The organism is Lelliottia sp. 489 (assembly GCF_050435885.1).
GTDB classification, from domain to species: domain Bacteria; phylum Pseudomonadota; class Gammaproteobacteria; order Enterobacterales; family Enterobacteriaceae; genus Enterobacter; species Enterobacter nimipressuralis.
On record NZ_JBNDLC010000002.1, the window covers coordinates 12771 to 32288 of the forward strand.

Consider the following 19518-nt stretch of genomic DNA (forward strand, 5'->3'; position numbering starts at 1 on the left):
TACTCCTTATACCTTTTCAACCTGAACGAGGTTCGTGTGGGACGGATTGCCTTTCGCCAGAGGCGACGGGCGCTGCGTGGTCAGCACGTTAATGCTGCCTGCCTGGTCGATGCGATTGGCATCCGGGTTGTACCAGGCCCCTTCCCCCAGCGCGACCACGCCTGGCATCATACGCGGCGTCACTTTCGCCTCGATATGCACCTCTCCGCGATCGTTAAAGATACGAATGCGATCGCCATTGGCAATGCCACGTTTCTGCGCATCCATCGGGTTCATCCACATCTCCTGGCGGCACGACGCTTTCAGCACATCGACGTTGCCATAGGTAGAGTGAACGCGCGATTTATAGTGGAAGCCGGTGAGCTGCAATGGGTATTTGGCGATGAGCGGATCGTTATAGTTCTCAAAACCAGGGGTGTAGATCGGCAATGGATCGATGACATCCCCTTCTGGCAGCTCCCAGCTGGCGGCAATTTTTGCCAGTGCTTCAGAGTAAATCTCGATTTTGCCAGACGGCGTAGTCAGTGGATTCGCCTGCGGATCTTCACGGAACGCTTTATAGGCCACATGATGCCCTTGCGGATCGCGCTGCTTGAACATCCCTTGCTTACGGAAGGTGTCAAAATCAGGCAGTTCAGGCATCGCCTTGCGGGAGAGTTCATACAGATGACGCATCCACCCTTCCTGAGTACGGCCTTCCGTGAACTGCTGCTCAACGCCGAGACGTTTAGCCAGTTCCGTGGTCATCTCGTAGATGGTTTTGCATTCAAAGCGCGGTTTGATTGCCTGGTCGGCAAAGATGACGTACGACATGTTGCCGCAGGAGGCATCCAGCGCGAAGTCCATCTGCTCAGAGGCGGTGCAGTCCGGCAGCAGAATATCGGCATATTTCGCCGACGAGGTCATATGGCAGTCGATCACCACAATCATCTCGCATTTTTTCTCATCCTGAAGGATGTCATGCGTGCGGTTGATGTCTGAATGCTGGTTAATAATGCAGTTACCGGCATAGTTCCAGATCATCTTGATCGGTACATCCAGTTTATCTTTGCCGCGCACCCCGTCACGCAGGGCCGTCATTTCCGGGCCGCGTTCAATCGCATCGGTCCACATAAACATGGAGATACTGGTCTTCACCGGGTTTTCCAGCGTTGGCATGCGTTCGAATGGTAAAGAATAAGAGCCTTCACGCGCGCCGGAGTTACCGCCGTGGATGCCGACGTTGCCCGTTAAAATTGAGAGCATCGAAATCGCGCGAGTGGCAATTTCACCGTTCGCATGACGCTGCGGGCCCCAGCCCTGGCTGATATAGGCCGGTTTCGCCGAGCCAATTTCACGCGCCAGTTGCACAATACGCTCAACGGGAATGCCTGTGATGGTGGATGCCCATTGCGGCGTTTTCGCCACGCCATCGCTGCCCTGTCCAAGGATATACGCCTTGTAATGACCGTTAGCCGGGGCGCTGGCTGGCAAGGTTTTCTCGTCATACCCGACACAGTATTTGTCGAGGAATGGCTGATCGACGAGATTCTCTGTGATCATCACCCACGCCAGCGCATTCACCAGCGCCGCATCGGTACCGGGGCGAATCGGGATCCATTCATCTTCACGACCGGCGCCGGTATCCGTATAGCGCGGATCGACGATGATCATCCGGGTATTAGATTTTGCGCGCGCCTGCTCGAGGTAATAGGTCACCCCACCGCCGCTCATACGCGTTTCACCCGGATTGTTGCCGAACAGAACCACCAGTTTGCTGTTTTCGATATCGGACGGGCTGTTGCCGTCGGCCCAGCCGCCGTAGGTGTAATTCAGCCCTTCAGCGATTTGCGCAGAGGAGTAATCACCGTAGTGATTGAGATAACCGCCGCAGCAGTTCATCAGACGGGCAATCAGCGTTTTACCCGGTGGCCATGAGCGAGTCAGGGTGCCACCGAGCGTGCCGGTACCGTAGTTCAGATAGATGGATTCGTTGCCGTGCTCTTTGATCAGTCGCTGCATATTCCCGGCGATGGTATCAAAGGCCTCTTCCCAGCTGATGCGCTCAAACTTGCCTTCACCGCGTTTGCCCACGCGTTTCATGGGATATTTGAGGCGATCCGGATTGTAAACACGACGACGCATCGAGCGACCACGCAGGCAGGCACGAACCTGATGTAACCCTTCGTAGTTATCATCCCCGGTGTTGTCGGTTTCGACATATTTGATTTCGCCATCGACAACGTGCATCCGCAGCGGGCAACGGCTGCCACAGTTGACGGTACAGGCGCTCCAGACCACTTTATCTGGGGCACTCAGCGGCGCGATAGCTTCAGCCGCGGTTGCCATCCGTGAAAAAGGGAGAGTGAACGCGCTGCTGGCAACGGCCAGGCCACCAATCGCCGTCGTTTTGACTAACCCGCGACGACTCACCTCGGCAGCCAGAAGAGCATCAGGCGCTTTGATTTTCATAGAAACTCACTTTGGTTGCTCACAAATAAATAAAGGTGCGGCACACGCCGCTATATAGTTTTTTATATAACGATTTAATTCGTTATTAGATTTTTATGCTAATAATGAGTGAGGTGAGTATTACTACTTTAGGAGGATAAGTTATTGTCTGGAGTCAAAACGCAGGCATAAAAAAAGCGCCATCAGGCGCTTTTTTGTTTTAGGGCAAATCAACCGATGTACTGCTGGCCTTTCATGTACGGGCGCAGCACTTCAGGGATCTCAATACGGCCGTCTGCCTGCTGGTAGTTTTCCAGCACAGCAACCAGCGTACGGCCAACAGCCAGACCAGAACCGTTCAGGGTATGAACCAGACGGGTTTTCTTGTCAGATTTGCTGCGGCAACGCGCCTGCATGCGACGTGCCTGGAAATCCCAGACGTTAGAGCAGGAGGAGATTTCGCGGTAGGTGTTCTGCGCAGGGACCCAAACTTCCAGGTCGTAGGTTTTACAGGCACCAAAACCCATATCACCCGAGCACAGCGCCATACGACGGTACGGCAGACCCAGCAGTTCAAGCACTTTCTCTGCATGGCCGGTCATCTCTTCCAGCGCATCCATCGACTCTTCCGGGCGAACGATCTGAACCATCTCGACTTTGTCGAACTGGTGCATACGAATCAGACCACGGGTATCACGACCGTAGGAACCCGCTTCAGAACGGAAGCACGGAGAGTGTGCAGTGAGTTTGATTGGCAGATCGTCTTCGTCGATGATTTCATCGCGAACAAGGTTGGTCAGCGGCACTTCAGCTGTTGGGATCAACGCATAGTTGCTGCTGTCTGCTTCTTCGTCCAACGGACGGGTGTGGAACAGATCGCCTGCAAATTTCGGCAACTGGCCAGTACCGTACAACGTATCGTGGTTAACCAGATACGGAACGTAGGTTTCGCTGTACCCATGCTGCTCGGTGTGCAGATCCAGCATGAACTGCGCCAGCGCACGGTGCAGATGCGCGATCTGGCCTTTCATCACCACAAAGCGAGAACCGGTCAGTTTCACCGCAGCGGCAAAATCCAGACCCGCGTGCATTTCACCGAGGGTGACATGATCGCGCACATCGAAGTCGAATTCACGCGGGGTACCCCAGCGTTTCACTTCAACGTTATCATTTTCGTCTTTGCCGACAGGAACGCTATCGTCAGGAATGTTCGGGATCGCCAGCGCGATATCACGAATTTCGGTCTGAAGAACATCCAGTTCAGCTTTCGCCTGATCCAGCTCTTCACCCAGTTTGTTCACTTCCAGACGCAATGGCTCAATGTCTTCCCCGCGTGCTTTCGCCTGGCCGATGGATTTCGATCGAGAGTTACGCTCAGCCTGCAGATTTTCAGTTTGTACCTGCAGAACTTTACGACGCTCTTCAAGAGCGCGCAGCTTATCTACATCCAGCTTAAAGCCCCGGCGTGCCAGTTTTTCAGCGACTGCGTCTGGCTCGTTACGCAGCAGATTGGGATCGAGCATGCTTATCCTGTGCTTATCGAATTAAAAGAGGAAAAGTGACCACAGCCTGCGGTCACAGGGATACATTGCCAACATTACCGCAACGATCGCGCTAACGGTAGCGTTTTATAGGGCTATTTTGATCCTGTCCGGTAAGCCAGGCGAGCTTTTCGCCAATCTTGCCTTCAAGACCTCTGTTGGTTGGGCGATAATAGCGCGTTTGTGCCATTTCCTGCGGGAAATATTCCTCCCCGGCGGCATAGGCGTTCGGCTCATCGTGGGCATAGCGATATTCCTGGCCGTAGCCCATCTCTTTCATGAGTTTGGTCGGCGCATTACGCAGATGCACTGGCACATCATAGTCCGGCCGATCGCGAGCATCGGACATCGCTGCTTTAAACGCGGTGTAGACAGCATTACTTTTCGGCGCACAGGCCAGATAGACAATCGCCTGGGCGATGGCGCGCTCGCCCTCCGCCGGCCCTACGCGGGTAAAACAGTCCCAGGCAGAAATCGCCACCTGCATGGCACGCGGATCGGCATTACCGACATCTTCGGATGCAATCGCCAGACAGCGGCGCGCGACGTAGAGCGGATCGCCACCGGCGGTAATAATGCGCGCATACCAGTAGAGCGCAGCATCTGGCGCACTGCCCCGCACGGATTTGTGTAATGCCGAAATGAGATCGTAAAAACGATCGCCTTTGTTGTCGAAACGCGCGCTGCGCTCTCCGGCAATTTCGGTCAGTAACTCCGCCTTCAGCACCCGCTTCCCGGATGCGTCCAGCTCGGCCATATCGGCCATCATTTCCAGCGTGTTTAACGCCCGGCGCGCATCGCCATTGACCAGTTCGGCAATCGCACGACGCGTGTCATCCGGTAGAACGATATCCTGTCCGCCGTAGCCGCGCGATTTGTCTTCCATCGCCTGAGTCAGTACCTGCTCGATATCGTCCGTGGTGAGCGATTTCAGCAGGTAGACGCGCGCACGCGACAGTAGCGCCGAGTTGAGTTCAAAAGAGGGGTTTTCGGTAGTCGCACCGATAAAAAAGATCGTTCCATCTTCAATGTGCGGCAGAAACGCATCCTGCTGGCTCTTATTGAAACGATGGACTTCATCGACAAACAGGATTGTACGACGACCGGCATTGCGGTTTTGACGGGCGCGCTCAATGGCTTCGCGAATCTCTTTCACGCCTGACGTGACGGCAGAAAGGCGCTCCACGTCCGCATCTGCATAGCGAGCAATCACTTCGGCCAGCGTAGTTTTACCCGTACCGGGTGGCCCCCAGAGGATCATCGAGTGCAGATGCCCGGCTTCGATAGCGCGCGGCAACGGTTTACCGGAAGCCAGCAGATGCTGCTGGCCAATGTACTGCGCTAAATTTTCTGGCCGCATACGCGCGGCCAGAGGTTGAAACGCATTGTCAGAAAAATCGAGCGACAGGTTGCCCACTCACGCCTCTTACTTATTGCGTTGATCGTCCACCGTTACGCCCTGCGGCGGGGTAAAGGTGAATTTCGATGCGTCAATAGCGCCATTTTGCTGAGATTTGAGCTGGTAGCTGCTGCGCTGCTCATCCTGCTCAACGGCGCTGAATTGATTGATAGTCCCGTTGCTGCTCACATTAATGGTGAACTGCTTGAGATTGCCGTTATTGCCTTTCGGCGTCAGTACAAAATCATCGCCATTCTGTTTAATGTTGTACTGCTGCCAGTCGCTGGTCTGATTACGGGCGATGAGCATGAACGGTGTATTGCTGGTCGCGTCTTTCAGCAACGTTGCAGTCGCCTGCTCAACAAACGGATTGTAGAACCACAGGGTTTTGCCATCGGAAACCAGAATACTTTCATCCGGTTGCGTCATGTGCCAGTTGAACAGATTAGGACGTTTCACCCAGAGATCGCCCTGACCTTCCTGCACCGCATTACCGCTACCATCCGTCACTTTCTGTGTGAAGCTGGCATGGAAGCTGCTGACTTTATCCAGGCGGCTTTTAAGGTCGCTTGCGGCATCAGCCCAGACGCTGCTGGCAACAAAGCTGGTCAGTAGTGCTCCGACGATTGCGATTTTTTTCATTATTAATCCTTAAAATTCGTCATCCCCGAATGGGGTTCTGTCCTCTATTCTGGACCTGCCCGCAGGCAGGCGACAGAAGAAAATGCTTAATTTTTGCTGATTTACCCATCTTTGCAATCGGCGACATATTATTCGAACGGCGGTGGTGCCAGCACTTCGCGGTTACCGTTGTGCCCCTGCTCGCTCACAATGCCTTGCGCTTCCATCTGTTCGATGATGCGTGCGGCACGGTTGTAACCGATGCGGAACTGACGCTGTACGCCCGAGATTGAGGCTTTACGTTTTTCCGTCACAAAGTTAACTGCCTGGTCGAATAACGGGTCCAACTCTTCCGCACCGTCAAAACCGCCACCGCCGCTCTCGCTTTCACTTTCAGAGGTGATGCCGTCAATGTACTGAGGACGACCGCGCGCTTTCCAGTCCTGGACCACGGCGTGAACTTCCTGGTCGCGCACGAAAGCACCGTGAACACGCACTGGCGTCGTGGAGTTAGGGCCGGAAAAGAGCATATCACCCATGCCAAGCAGCGATTCTGCACCGGCCTGATCGAGGATAGTACGGGAGTCGATTTTGCTCGAAACGGTGAAGGCGATACGCGTTGGAATGTTCGCTTTAATCAGACCGGTGATGACATCAACGGATGGACGCTGCGTCGCGAGCACCAGGTGAATACCTGCCGCACGGGCTTTCTGCGCCAGTCGGGCGATCAGCTCTTCCACTTTCTTGCCCACGGTCATCATCAGGTCGGCGAATTCATCCACCAGCACCACAATATACGGCAGTTTTTCCAGAACCGGATGCTGAGCATCCATGCTGTCGCCCGGCTTCCAGTATGGGTCCGGGATCGGACGCCCCATGCGCGCGGCTTCAGCAATTTTATCGTTATAACCGGCAAGATTACGCACGCCCAGAGCCGACATCAGCTTGTAGCGGCGCTCCATCTCATTGACGCTCCAGCGCAGTGCGTTGGCGGCATCTTTCATATCGGTTACAACTTCGGTGAGCAGATGCGGAATGCCTTCATAGACAGACAGTTCCAGCATTTTCGGGTCGATCATGATGAAACGCACATCTTCCGGCTGCGCTTTGTACAGCATGCTCAGGATCATGGCGTTTACACCCACGGATTTACCGGAACCCGTGGTCCCTGCAACCAGCAGATGCGGCATTTTCGCCAGATCGGCCACCACAGGCTCGCCCGCGATATCTTTGCCCAGCACCACGGTGAGCGGCGACGGATTATCGCGGAACTTGGCGTTATCCAGCACTTCGCGCAGATAAACGGTATGGCGTTTCTTGTTCGGCAGTTCCAGGCCCACGTAAGGCTTGCCTGGTATGACTTCTACCACGCGCACAGCCACGGTTGACAGTGAGCGTGCCAGATCGCGTGACAGGTTAGAAATACGTGCCGCTTTAACACCAGGTGCCAGATTTAACTCGAAGCGCGTAATGACCGGGCCTGGTGAATAGTTCACAACATCCGCTTTGATACGGAAATCGGCAAGACGTGTTTCAACCAGACGCGCCATTTGCTCCAGCGCGAAGGTATCCACCGGCTCAACTTCCGTCGGCGGAGAGGTTAAGAGATCCAGCGACGGCAGCGGCGTAGTCGGTCGTTGCACAGGACGGCTGTCACCATTGCGCATCAGCAGCGGGTGAATCAGGCTCTCCTGCGGCTGTGCGACAGGTTGCTGCGGTTGCGCGTATTGCGGTGGTGCAGCAACGGGCTGCTGCGGCTGCGCATATTGCGGTGGTACAGCAACGGGCTGCTGCGGCTGCGCATATTGCGGTGGTACAGCGACCGGCTGCTGCGGTTGTGCATATTGCGGTGGCGCAGCAACGGGCTGCTGTGGTTGCGCATATTGCTCTGGAGCGGCAGGTTGTGGAACGTGCGCAGGCTGAGCAGGCGCATAGTGCTGACGCGGCGGTTCGGCTTCCGGCATAACACTCGGCGTAAACAGCGGTTCACTCGGCGTGTCATCCACCAGATCTTTCATTGGTGAGAATTCAAAATCTGACAGAGAGAAAGGATTCGCATTGGCTGGCTGTTCGCCAGAGTAACGCTGCTCTTGCGAGGCGGCAAACTGACGAGCCAGCTCCGCTTCGGCGGCATCATCTTCGTCGTCCTGAACACCCGGCTGATACTCTTCGCCGTAGCGCTGATGTTGCTGAGCAGCAAACTGGCGGGCCAGTTCGTCCTGCTGCATTTCGTCGACATCATCGATGTCATCAGGATCGCGCGCTTTTTCCTCAGCCATACGCTGAGAAGGCAGTTTAATCCCGTAGGACGCCAGCTCGCGACGGGTCGGAACGCGCACACGATTTGGACGTGGCAACTGCGGACCGATGCCCTCTTTAACCTGAGGACGCGGCGCGCCACCCGTTGCCAGACTGAACACTGGCGCGGCGGCCGCAGCTGTCGCTGCCGCAGAGGCAGTCGCTTGCTTAATACCACCCGCAACAGGTGCCACGGATGCGGTCGGGTCGAGATCGGGTGTACTAAAGGACGCAGGCGACGCAGAAGGCGTGACAACAGGCTCACTCACTGGCTCCGGCACAGGCTGATACCAGGCCGCAAGCTGCTCGCGTTCACGGGCACGCTTCTCTTCCACTTCTTCAAAATAGTACATCGGTGGACGAGAAGGTTTTACCTCTTCCACTTCAACCTGCGGCTCGACGACGGGCTCAGGCGTGTATTCCTGATAAGTCTGAACCTGAGGCTCAGCATACTGCGGATAAGTTTCTGGTTCGTAAACCGGCTCCGGCTGATACGGCTGCTGCCACTGTTCTTGCGGTTGCATCTCTTGCGGCTGAACGGGCACGTAGCTTTCTGGCTCAGGGGCAATGGTCGGTTCAGGCGTGTGAACGCCTGGCGCCGTTTGCCAGTCGACTACAGGCTGCTGCATTGCAGGCTCGGGTGTCTGCACCGGCGCTGCAGGCATGACAGCTTCTACTGGTGCGGCATAGGCTTGCGCGGCCGTCGTCGCAACAGCCGCAGCGGCAACAGGTGCCGTAACGGAATGACCGTTTAACAGCGGATCGTATTCATCAAAATCACCCGGCGTCGCCCGATTGCCGGAGAACAGCACGTCATCCGGATCGGCAGCAACCCCGCCCGCGCTATAGGAGATCTGCTCATCATCATCCATGCGTTTGCCGGAGAAGAGTGCAGCGTCCGTTTTACGCGCCACAGGATTGGTGAATTTGTCTGCGATGCGTTTACGACGCGCCAGAGCACCACGCATAATGCGCGTACGGCGAGATTCAGTACGATTAGCGGATGACGTCTCTTCTTCATAGTCGTCATCTTCGTATTCTTCTTCATCCACCCAGGTGTCGTCACGACGGGTGCGATTACTGGCGAAAGTCAGAATATTGAGGATAAAACCGCCAAGTTTCTCGGCGATGCTCACCCACGACCAGCCGGTAAAAAGGGTAAGCCCGGCGGCCCAGATACAGAGCAGCGTAATGGTGCCACCACTGCTGTGAAGCATAGGCTTAAGCGCCGTGCTCAGCAGGCTGCCAATCACGCCACCGGAGGCGAAATACCAGATATCATCGGCGTTAATCGCGGCCAGCCCACAGGATGTGAGGATCAGCGCCAGCGCGCCAATCAAACGCAGCGAAACGGCAAAATAGTCGATGTACTCTTCGTTCTGACGATGACGCCAGGCAAACCAGCACCCGCCGACAATAATGATCGGAATGGTGTAGGCCATCACGCCAAACACGAAGAACAGCGTGTCCGCCAGCCATGCGCCAGGCACCCCGCCCAAATTATGGATCGGTTCATGCCATGCCGTTTGTGACCAGCTGGGATCGGAAGGATTGAAACTGAGTAAGGCGGCCATCAACCAGACGGCAAAAAGGGCAACAAGAATTAGTAACGCCTCAAGGAGTCGGCGCCCGCTGCTTAACTTCGTTAACGTGACTTCTTTGTCTTCAGTATATTCCTGGCTCAAAAAAGGCTCTCCAGGTACCAGGCATTTCCTGCCTGTTTGCTAAAACGGACAACAGCGCCGGGATACCCGGCACTGTTGCTGTATGGATTAACAGGAGTGTAATCAAATTACGCTGATTTTGCACCTGTTCCGTATTAGCGCGTCTTAATAACCAGACGATTGCTCTGTTTGACCTCTTCCATCACCACGTAGGTGCGGGTGTCATTCACGCCAGGCAGTCGCAGCAGGGTTTCACCCAGCAGTTTACGATAGGCTGACATGTCCGGTACACGGGTCTTCAACAGGTAGTCGAAATCACCAGAAACCAGATGACACTCTTGAATTTCTTCAAGTTTTTGCACTGCGGTGTTAAATTGCTCAAACACATCCGGCGCGCCACGATTCAGAGTAATCTCAACAAATACCAGAAGTGAGGCATCCAGATAATGCGGGTTCAACAGAGCCGTATAGCCCTGAATAAAACCCTGTCTTTCCAGTCGGCGCACACGCTCAAGGCATGGCGTCGGAGAAAGTCCCACACGTTTTGAAAGCTCGACGTTGGAAATACGCCCATCCTTTTGCAATTCATTCAGAATGTTACGATCGATACGGTCGAGATCTTTGCCAGGGCGCTTCTTGCTATCTACCATTATTATTGTCTCTCTGTATTCCTTCCCTACTCCTGCCTGGACCCTGTGCACATCACTGTTCAGAGCCTGTACCCGTTGCTTATCACATCGCCTTTTATAGTTTGTACGCGATGCAGATTCGGGTTCTACGGTGAGAAGACCGTTGCCAGAAGGCTGTCACCGACATCACGCATGGCATCTGTCCACACCATGCGTAGATTTCACTGACCCGGTAAAAATGGCGTTTCCGTGCATGTCTATGCGACACAACGTTAGCGCGGCTTTTTTTTCTTCCTTCAATGTTTTCGCAAAAGCGCAGGGGATTGTCAAAGCAAAACATCGTTTTTTAGTACAACATGCCAGTTATTCATTGCGACCGGGTATTAATCCTCATTCTGACGCCGTATAAACGACCGTTTTTCACCGATAGTGTGATGTTATTACGCCCAAAAAGGCCGCCTCATCGTCCCCGGCTATTACACAAATCGTTTACAAAATTGCTGTGCTCTTTTTTTAAGGCAACAAATTCCCTACAATCCGAGCAAATGTCTGCCAACAACAATGGGGATCTCATGGGCACGGCTAAACACAGTAAGCTGCTAATCCTTGGTTCTGGACCTGCGGGATATACCGCAGCGGTCTATGCTGCACGCGCTAACCTGCACCCGGTGTTAATCACCGGCATGGAAAAAGGCGGTCAGTTGACCACCACAACTGAAGTGGAAAACTGGCCAGGCGATCCGAACGACCTGACCGGGCCGCTGCTGATGGAACGTATGCACGAGCATGCCATCAAATTCGAAACCGAAATCCTGTTCGATCACATCAACAAGGTTGATCTGCAAAACCGTCCGTTCCGTCTGACAGGCGACAGCGGAGAGTACACCTGCGATGCGCTGATTATCGCAACCGGCGCGTCCGCGCGTTATCTCGGTCTGCCGTCCGAAGAGGCGTTCAAAGGCCGTGGCGTCTCTGCCTGTGCCACCTGCGACGGTTTCTTCTATCGTAACCAGAAAGTGGCGGTAATCGGCGGCGGTAACACCGCGGTCGAAGAAGCGCTTTATCTGGCAAACATTGCCTCTGAAGTGCATCTGATCCACCGTCGTGACACCTTCCGCGCGGAAAAAATCCTCATCAAACGTTTGATGGATAAAGTGGAGAGCGGCAACATCGTGCTGCACACCCACCGCACGCTGGAAGAAGTCACTGGCGATCAGATGGGCGTTGCCGGCCTGCGTCTGCGTGATACGCAAAACAGCGACAACATTGAGTCGCTGGAAGTGGCAGGTCTGTTTGTGGCTATCGGCCACAGCCCAAACACCGCTATCTTCGACGGTCAGCTGGAGCTGGAAAACGGCTACATCAAAGTGCAGTCTGGTATTCACGGCAACGCGACCCAGACCAGCATCCCAGGCGTCTTCGCCGCAGGCGATGTGATGGACCATATTTACCGTCAGGCAATCACCTCCGCAGGCACCGGCTGTATGGCTGCACTGGATGCGGAACGCTACCTGGATGGGCTGGCTGAATTAAGTAAATAATCTTTACAAGTCAGTAACAAACGTAAATAAAGGCGGCCACTGGTCGCCTTTATTTTTTCCCACGTGTAACATGCGGTTGTCTAATTTCTTATAACTCACCTGCAAAGCGCGTAATGGAAAAAACCCGTCAACAAGAGTTAACTCGCTGGCTTAAACAGCAAAGCGTTATTTCCCGCCGCTGGCTGACTATTTCCCGTCTTTTGGGTCTTATCAGCGGTTTGTTGATTGTTGCCCAGGCATGGCTGCTGGCCCGCATTCTTAACCATATGATTATGGAGAACATTCCGCGCGAGGCATTATTGATGCCGTTTGTCGTGCTGGTGCTGGTCTTTGTTCTTCGCGCCTGGGTGGTCTGGCTGCGCGAGCGTGTGGGCTTCCACGCCGGACAACATATTCGCTACGAAATCCGCCGTAAGGTTCTGGATCGTCTCCAGGAAGCAGGCCCGGCCTGGATTCAGGGCAAACCAGCCGGTAGCTGGGCGACACTGATCCTTGAACAGATCGACGATATGCACGACTACTACGCCCGCTTTCTGCCCCAGATGGCGCTGGCAGTCTGTGTTCCGCTGCTGATCGTGCTCGCGATTTTCCCCTCTAACTGGGTGGCGGCGTTGATTCTGCTCGGCACCGCGCCGCTGATCCCGATGTTCATGGCGATGGTCGGCATGGGCGCGGCAGATGCCAACCGCCGTAACTTCCTCGCGCTGGGTCGCCTGAGCGGGCATTTCCTCGACCGCCTGCGCGGAATGGAGACATTGCGCGTCTTTGGTCGTGGCGAAGCCGAAATCGATAATATCCGTCTCGCCTCACAGGACTTCCGTCAGCGCACCATGGAAGTGCTGCGTCTGGCGTTCCTCTCCTCCGGCGTGCTGGAGTTTTTCACCTCACTTTCCATTGCGCTGGTCGCGGTTTACTTTGGGTTCTCCTACCTTGGCGCGCTGGATTTTGGCCACTACGGCACTGCGGTAACGCTGTCAGCCGGTTTCCTCGCCCTGATCCTGGCGCCTGAGTTCTTCCAGCCGCTGCGCGATCTGGGAACGTTTTATCACGCCAAAGCGCAGGCCGTGGGCGCAGCTGACAGCCTGAAAACCTTCCTTGAAACGCCGCTGGCACACCCGGAGCGTGGAGATATCACGCTCAACAGCAAAGAGCCGATCACCGTTCACGCCGAAGATTTTTCTATCCTGTCGCCGGAAGGCAAAGTATTGGCCGGGCCGCTCAACTTTACACTCTCGGCGGGCCAGCGCGTGGTGCTGGTTGGCATCAGCGGCTCGGGGAAAAGCTCGTTGCTGAATACGTTATCCGGCTTTATGGCGTATACCGGCTCGCTGCAGATCAACGGAACGGAACTGCGCTCGCTTGAGCCTGATGCCTGGCGTAGGCAACTGAGCTGGGTGGGACAAAACCCACAGCTGCCAGCCGCGACGCTTCGCGAAAACGTCCTGCTGGCCCGCCCCGACGCCCGGGAAGATGAGCTGCAATCGGTGCTCGACCGCGCCTGGGTCAGCGAGTTTCTGCCGCTGCTGCCAAACGGCGTGGATACTGTTGTCGGCGATCAGGCGGCAGGACTCTCCGTCGGCCAGGCCCAGCGTATCGCCGTGGCGCGCGCATTGCTGAATCCAAGCCAGTTAATGCTGCTCGACGAACCCGCCGCAAGCCTTGACGCTCACAGTGAACAGCGCGTCATGCAGGCGCTGAATGATGCCTCTCGCCAGCAAACGACGCTGATGGTCACGCACCAGCTAGAAGGTATTGCCGACTGGGATCAGATTTGGGTAATGGAAAACGGGCGTATTGTCGAACAAGGTGATTACGCCACGCTCGCCGCCGCGCAGGGGCCATTTGCCTCCCTGCTGGCTAATCGTCAGGAGGATATTTAATGCGCGCCCTGCTGCCGTACCTCGCATTGTATAAACGCCATAAATGGATGCTGACGCTGGGCATTGTGCTGGCTATCGTCACCCTGCTGGCCAGTATCGGATTATTAACACTCTCTGGCTGGTTCCTGTCGGCTTCTGCCGTCGCGGGCGTTGCCGGGCTCTACAGTTTTAACTACATGCTGCCCGCTGCGGGCGTGCGCGGCACTGCGATTGCCCGTACCGCCGGGCGCTATTTTGAGCGTCTGGTCAGCCATGATGCGACCTTCCGCGTTCTGCAACATCTGCGTATTTTCACCTTCAGCAAACTTCTGCCCCTCTCCCCTGCCGGGCTGGCGCGTTTTCGTCAGGGCGAACTGCTGAACCGCGTGGTGGCCGATGTCGATACGCTGGATCATCTCTATCTGCGCGTGATCTCCCCGCTGGTTGGCGCGTTTGTGGTGATCGTGACCGTCACGCTGGGCCTTTGTGTGCTCGACGTGCCTATCGCTCTCACCCTGGGCGGCATTATGTTGCTCACGCTGCTCCTGCTGCCGCCGCTGTTTTATCGCGCCGGGAAATCCACGGGTGAAAATCTGACTCGTCTGCGCGGCGACTACCGCCAGCAGTTAACGTCCTGGCTGCAAGGCCAGGCAGAACTGACGATTTTCGGTGCCAGCCGCCGCTACCGCGCTCAGATGGAAAGCACGGAGCTGAGCTGGCATGAAGCCCAGCGCCGACAGTCCGAGCTGACGGCGCTGTCCCAGGCGGTGATGATGCTGATCGGCGGTGTTGCGGTGATTGCGATGCTGTGGATGGCATCAGGCGGCGTGGGCGGAAATACGCAGCCCGGCGCGCTGATCGCGTTGTTTGTCTTCTGTGCGCTGGCAGCGTTTGAAGCACTCGCGCCGGTAACGAGCGCGTTCCAGCACCTCGGCCAGGTGATTGCCTCGGCGGTGCGCATTACCCAGATTACCGAACAGAAACCGGAAGTGGCGTTCACCGACGCACAGCACGATGTGGCTCCTCAGTCCGTGGCGCTGCAGCTGAAAGACGTGACGTTTGCCTACGATGGGCAGGCGCAAAACGCGCTTGATGGCATCAGCCTGACAGTTCCGGCCGGCAAGCACGTTGCTGTGCTCGGCAGAACCGGCTGCGGTAAATCGACACTGCTGCAATTACTGACCCGCGCCTGGGACCCGCGTCGGGGCGAAATTCGCTTTAACGATACAAAGCTTACGGAATTTAGCGAGCCCGCCCTGCGTAAGGCTGTCAGCGTAGTTCCGCAGCGCGTGCATCTGTTTAGCGCCACGCTGCGCGATAACCTGCTGCTGGCGTCGCCGCAAGCCTCTGACAGCGACTTAAGCGCCGTGCTGGAACAGGTCGGCCTGCAAAAACTGCTCGAGGATGACGGCTTAAACAGCTGGCTCGGAGAAGGAGGTCGTCAGCTTTCGGGTGGAGAGTTACGGCGTCTGGCGGTAGCTCGTGCTCTGTTGCATGACGCGCCGCTGATGCTCCTGGATGAACCGACGGAAGGTCTGGACGCCACAACCGAAAGCCAAATCCTTGATTTACTGGCGCAAGTCATGAAAAACAAAACCGTGCTGATGGTGACACACCGCCTGCGCGGACTGGCGAATTTTGACCAAATAATTGTAATGGACAATGGGCAAATTATTGAGCAAGGTAGTCACGCAGAGCTGTTGGCGAAACAGGGTCGCTATTACCAGTTTAAACAACGTCTGTAGACTATATTTGAACCGATCCTAACTCGCGTATTGGAGTTTCGCAGTCATGCGCCTGGTCCAGCTTTCTCGTCATAATATTGCGTTCCCTTCGCCAGAGGGAGCGCTACGTGAACCCAATGGGCTTCTGGCGCTTGGCGGTGATTTAAGCCCGGCGCGTTTGCTGATGGCCTACCAGCGCGGCATTTTTCCGTGGTTCTCACCCGGCGATCCGATTCTTTGGTGGTCGCCAGATCCTCGCGCAGTGCTGCTTCCCGCGCAGTTTCACCTGAGTCGCAGCATGAAACGCTTCCATGCGAAATCCCCGTATCGGGTGACGCTCAATCACGCGTTCGGGCAGGTGATCGAAGGGTGTGCCCGCGATCGTCATGAAGGCACCTGGATCACACACGACATTATCGACGCTTATCATCGCTTACACGAACTGGGCCACGCCCACTCCATCGAAGTGTGGGAAAACGAGGCGCTGGTTGGCGGCATGTACGGCGTGGCGCAGGGCACCTTGTTTTGCGGTGAGTCGATGTTCAGCCGCGCCATTAACGCCTCCAAAACGGCCCTGCTGGTCTTTTGCCAGGAATTCTCTTTGCGCGGTGGTCAACTGGTGGATTGTCAGGTGCTGAACGAGCACACTGCCTCACTGGGCGCCGTTGAAATATCACGTCGACATTATCTGGAACAGCTGGATGCCATGCGTTTGCAGAAGCTGCCACAGAACTTTTGGGTTCCCAGAACGCTCTTTATCTCTCAGGCATAAATGTTTTCCGCCCATTTCTGATGAGGAGTGTTATAATTGGTGCCGCAGAGTAGGTTCAGCCTGTTGCCCCGCCGCCGTTTGGGAATCCTTCGCACCAGATAACGTCCTTGCGTTTATCCTGTCGCCTCCCCTTTACGAATGCGCTTCTCGTACGGTTATACCGTGACGACTGGGCAATACGCCGAAACTGTTTTGTTGCGTTTTAAACGCGCAATTCTTTACTTAATTGATGAATTTCGGCATTATCTTGCCGGTTCAAAACTTGGTAGTGATACCCCAGAGGATTAGATGGCCAAAGAAGACAATATTGAAATGCAGGGTACCGTACTTGACACGTTACCTAACACCATGTTCCGCGTAGAACTGGAAAACGGTCACGTGGTAACCGCGCACATCTCCGGTAAAATGCGCAAGAACTACATCCGTATCCTGACGGGCGACAAAGTGACTGTTGAGCTGACCCCGTACGACCTGAGCAAAGGCCGCATTGTCTTCCGTAGTCGCTAATTGTTTTCGCCAGTAAAGGCGTAGAGATATTTAAAAAGGTCGGGGAATCCCCGGCCTTTTTTATTTCCGCTATATACCGGGCCAGGCCGAAAATCTATTACCGTCAGAGACCTCGCCACCGCCTGCGTTATATCCGAACCGGTCACATGCAACAGCCCGACGCGTTCAACCTGTGACACCCACAAAACACAGGCATAAAAAAACCGGGCTTTCACCCGGCTTTTATTTACGCGATATAACTCAGTGTGCCGCTTCTGGCTTATGCTTCTGTGCACTCTGGAAGTCGTACGTCAACTCCCCTTTCGCCTGATCCAGCGCCACGGTCACCTGGCCGCCATCCACCAGCGAACCAAACAGCAGTTCGTTGGCCAGCGGTTTTTTCAGGTTGTCCTGAATGGCTCGCGCCATCGGACGTGCGCCCATCGCACGGTCGTAGCCTTTCTCGGCCAGCCAGTTGCGGGCCTCCTGGCTCACTTCCAGCGATACGCCTTTCTGATCCAGCTGAACCTGCAGCTCGACGATGAACTTGTCCACCACCTGATGGATCACCTCGGTAGACAGGTGATCGAACCAGATAATGTTGTCCAGACGGTTACGGAACTCTGGCGTAAAGATCTTCTTGATCTCTTCCATCGCATCGGTGCTGTTATCCTGGTGGATCAGGCCGATCGATTTACGTTCCGTTTCACGCACACCGGCGTTGGTGGTCATCACCAGCACCACGTTGCGGAAGTCCGCTTTGCGCCCGTTGTTGTCGGTCAGCGTCCCGTTGTCCATCACCTGAAGCAGGATGTTGAACACGTCCGGGTGCGCTTTCTCGATCTCATCGAGCAGCAGAACCGCGTGCGGATGCTTGATCACCGCATCGGTGAGCAGGCCGCCCTGGTCAAAGCCCACGTATCCTGGAGGCGCACCAATCAAACGGCTGACGGTGTGGCGTTCCATGTACTCGGACATATCAAAGCGCAGCAGCTCAATGCCCAGCGCTTTAGACAGCTGCACCGTTACCTCGGTTTTCCCCACACCGGTTGGACCGGCAAACAGGAAGGAGCCAACCGGTTTATGGTCGTGTCCCAGCCCGGCACGGGCCATCTTGATGGCTTCGGTTAAGGCCTCAATGGCTTTATCCTGGCCAAACACCAGCATTTTCAGGCGGTCGCCGAGGTTTCTCAGGGTATCGCGGTCGCTCTGAGAGACACTCTTCTCAGGGATACGCGCGATGCGAGCTACCACGGATTCAATGTCCGCCACATTGACGGTTTTCTTGCGTTTGCTGGCCGGCATCAGACGCGCACGCGCGCCCGCTTCGTCGATCACGTCAATCGCTTTATCCGGCAGATGACGGTCGTTGATGTACTTCACCGCCAGCTCTACCGCCGCACGCACCGCTTTGGCGGTGTAACGCACGTCGTGGTGCGCTTCGTACTTCGGTTTCAGGCCGTTGATAATCTGCACCGTTTCCTCAACGGACGGCTCAGTAATATCAATTTTCTGGAAGCGGCGCGCCAGCGCACGGTCCTTCTCGAAGATATTGCTGAATTCCTGATAGGTGGTCGACCCCATCACGCGGATCTTGCCGCTCGAGAGCAGCGGTTTGATCAGGTTAGCCGCATCCACCTGGCCGCCAGACGCCGCACCTGCGCCGATGATGGTGTGAATCTCATCGATAAACAGGATGCTGCTGGTGTCTTGCTCCAGCTGTTTCAGCAAGGCTTTGAAGCGTTTTTCAAAATCACCGCGATATTTCGTGCCCGCAAGCAGAGAACCGATATCCAGCGAGTAGATGGTGCAATCGGCCATCACTTCCGGAACATCGCCCTGCACAATACGCCAGGCCAGCCCTTCAGCAATCGCGGTTTTACCCACGCCCGATTCCCCCACCAGCAGCGGGTTGTTCTTACGGCGACGGCACAGGACCTGAATCGCGCGTTCCAGCTCTTTATCGCGGCCAATCAGCGGGTCGATCCCACCGACGCGAGCAAGCTGGTTAAGATTGGTGGTGAAGTTTTCCATACGATCCTCCCCGCCTGCTTGCTCTTCATTATTATTGACCTGATTGCTGGAATCCGACGCCTGATTAGGCTCGTCTTTTCGCGTTCCGTGAGAGATAAAGTTCACCACGTCGAGTCGGCTGACTTCGTGTTTACGCAGCAGGTACGCAGCTTGCGACTCCTGCTCGCTAAAGATGGCAACCAGCACATTTGCGCCAGTTACTTCGCTACGGCCAGAGGACTGGACGTGGAACACCGCACGCTGCAGCACGCGCTGGAAGCTGAGCGTCGGCTGAGTGTCGCGCTCCTCTTCGCTGACGGGCAGCACCGGTGTCGTTTGTTCGATGAAGGCTTCGAGTTCCTGACGTAACGCCACCAGGTCCACGGAGCAGGCTTCCAGCGCTTCGCGGGCGGATGGGTTGCTGAGCAGTGCAAGCAGCAGGTGCTCAACGGTCATAAACTCATGACGGTGCTCACGCGCTCTGGCGAAAGCCATGTTTAAACTGAGTTCCAGTTCTTGATTGAGCATAGGCACCTCCCCC

12 protein-coding genes are annotated in these 19518 nt (G+C 55.6%); 5 read left to right on the forward strand and 7 right to left on the reverse strand.

Annotated features, from left to right (window positions below):
- Positions 1-6 precede the first annotated feature (6 nt).
- From dmsA to lrp, 6 genes are all read right to left on the reverse strand, one after another.
- Positions 7-2451: a dimethylsulfoxide reductase subunit A gene (gene dmsA / locus ABIE11_RS08145; RefSeq protein ID WP_429184298.1), complete on the reverse strand. Its 2445-nt coding sequence runs from the start codon at positions 2449-2451 to the stop codon at positions 7-9.
- Between the two features lie 209 nt (positions 2452-2660).
- Positions 2661-3953: a serine--tRNA ligase gene (gene serS, locus ABIE11_RS08150; RefSeq protein WP_100777011.1), complete on the reverse strand. Its 1293-nt coding sequence runs from the start codon at positions 3951-3953 to the stop codon at positions 2661-2663.
- Between the two features lie 91 nt (positions 3954-4044).
- Positions 4045-5388 carry a replication-associated recombination protein RarA gene (rarA, locus tag ABIE11_RS08155; RefSeq protein WP_100777012.1) on the reverse strand — a complete coding sequence of 448 codons (1344 nt, stop codon included), beginning with the start codon at positions 5386-5388 and terminating at the stop codon, positions 4045-4047.
- 9 nt (positions 5389-5397) lie between these two features.
- Positions 5398-6012, reverse strand: coding sequence for an outer membrane lipoprotein chaperone LolA (gene lolA, locus ABIE11_RS08160; protein ID WP_100777013.1), 615 nt, complete (start codon positions 6010-6012; stop codon positions 5398-5400).
- Between the two features lie 128 nt (positions 6013-6140).
- Entirely contained in the window at positions 6141-9974 is a 3834-nt protein-coding gene (ftsK, locus tag ABIE11_RS08165) for a DNA translocase FtsK (RefSeq protein WP_429184299.1), read from the reverse strand.
- 134 nt (positions 9975-10108) lie between these two features.
- Positions 10109-10603, reverse strand: a complete 495-nt coding sequence (lrp, locus tag ABIE11_RS08170) for a leucine-responsive transcriptional regulator Lrp (protein ID WP_000228473.1) — start codon at positions 10601-10603, stop codon at positions 10109-10111.
- 551 nt (positions 10604-11154) lie between these two features.
- On the opposite strand from lrp, the gene trxB reads away from it, so the two are divergent.
- The 5 genes from trxB to infA all read left to right on the forward strand — a co-directional run bounded on the left by trxB (position 11155) and on the right by infA (position 16985).
- Positions 11155-12123 carry a thioredoxin-disulfide reductase gene (gene trxB, locus ABIE11_RS08175; RefSeq protein WP_181827557.1) on the forward strand — a complete coding sequence of 323 codons (969 nt, stop codon included), beginning with the start codon at positions 11155-11157 and terminating at the stop codon, positions 12121-12123.
- 113 nt (positions 12124-12236) lie between these two features.
- Positions 12237-14003 (forward strand): heme ABC transporter permease/ATP-binding protein CydD, encoded by a 1767-nt coding sequence (cydD, locus tag ABIE11_RS08180; protein ID WP_429184300.1) that lies wholly within the window; start codon positions 12237-12239, stop codon positions 14001-14003.
- On the forward strand, positions 14003-15727 hold the full coding sequence (gene cydC, locus ABIE11_RS08185) for a heme ABC transporter ATP-binding protein/permease CydC (protein WP_429184301.1): 1725 nt from the start codon (positions 14003-14005) through the stop codon (positions 15725-15727). The genes cydD and cydC overlap by 1 nt, the downstream gene beginning before the upstream one ends.
- Positions 15728-15773: 46 nt before the next feature.
- On the forward strand, positions 15774-16478 hold the full coding sequence (aat, locus tag ABIE11_RS08190) for a leucyl/phenylalanyl-tRNA--protein transferase (RefSeq protein WP_100777018.1): 705 nt from the start codon (positions 15774-15776) through the stop codon (positions 16476-16478).
- A gap of 288 nt (positions 16479-16766) precedes the next feature.
- Positions 16767-16985, forward strand: a complete 219-nt coding sequence (gene infA / locus ABIE11_RS08195) for a translation initiation factor IF-1 (protein ID WP_002211347.1) — start codon at positions 16767-16769, stop codon at positions 16983-16985.
- 240 nt (positions 16986-17225) lie between these two features.
- Here the strand turns inward: infA and clpA are convergent, their stop codons facing one another.
- On the reverse strand, positions 17226-19505 hold the full coding sequence (gene clpA, locus ABIE11_RS08200; RefSeq protein WP_100777019.1) for an ATP-dependent Clp protease ATP-binding subunit ClpA: 2280 nt from the start codon (positions 19503-19505) through the stop codon (positions 17226-17228).
- Positions 19506-19518: the final 13 nt, after the last annotated feature.

Coding starts and splice junctions, on each gene's coding strand:
- lolA (WP_100777013.1), bottom strand. CDS start 6,012: ATGAAAAAAATCGCAATCGTCGGAGCACTACTGACCAGCTTTGTTGCC.
- infA (WP_002211347.1), top strand. CDS start 16,767: ATGGCCAAAGAAGACAATATTGAAATGCAGGGTACCGTACTTGACACG.
- aat (WP_100777018.1), top strand. CDS start 15,774: ATGCGCCTGGTCCAGCTTTCTCGTCATAATATTGCGTTCCCTTCGCCA.
- trxB (WP_181827557.1), top strand. CDS start 11,155: ATGGGCACGGCTAAACACAGTAAGCTGCTAATCCTTGGTTCTGGACCT.
- clpA (WP_100777019.1), bottom strand. CDS start 19,505: ATGCTCAATCAAGAACTGGAACTCAGTTTAAACATGGCTTTCGCCAGA.
- serS (WP_100777011.1), bottom strand. CDS start 3,953: ATGCTCGATCCCAATCTGCTGCGTAACGAGCCAGACGCAGTCGCTGAA.
- dmsA (WP_429184298.1), bottom strand. CDS start 2,451: ATGAAAATCAAAGCGCCTGATGCTCTTCTGGCTGCCGAGGTGAGTCGT.
- cydD (WP_429184300.1), top strand. CDS start 12,237: ATGGAAAAAACCCGTCAACAAGAGTTAACTCGCTGGCTTAAACAGCAA.
- lrp (WP_000228473.1), bottom strand. CDS start 10,603: ATGGTAGATAGCAAGAAGCGCCCTGGCAAAGATCTCGACCGTATCGAT.
- cydC (WP_429184301.1), top strand. CDS start 14,003: ATGCGCGCCCTGCTGCCGTACCTCGCATTGTATAAACGCCATAAATGG.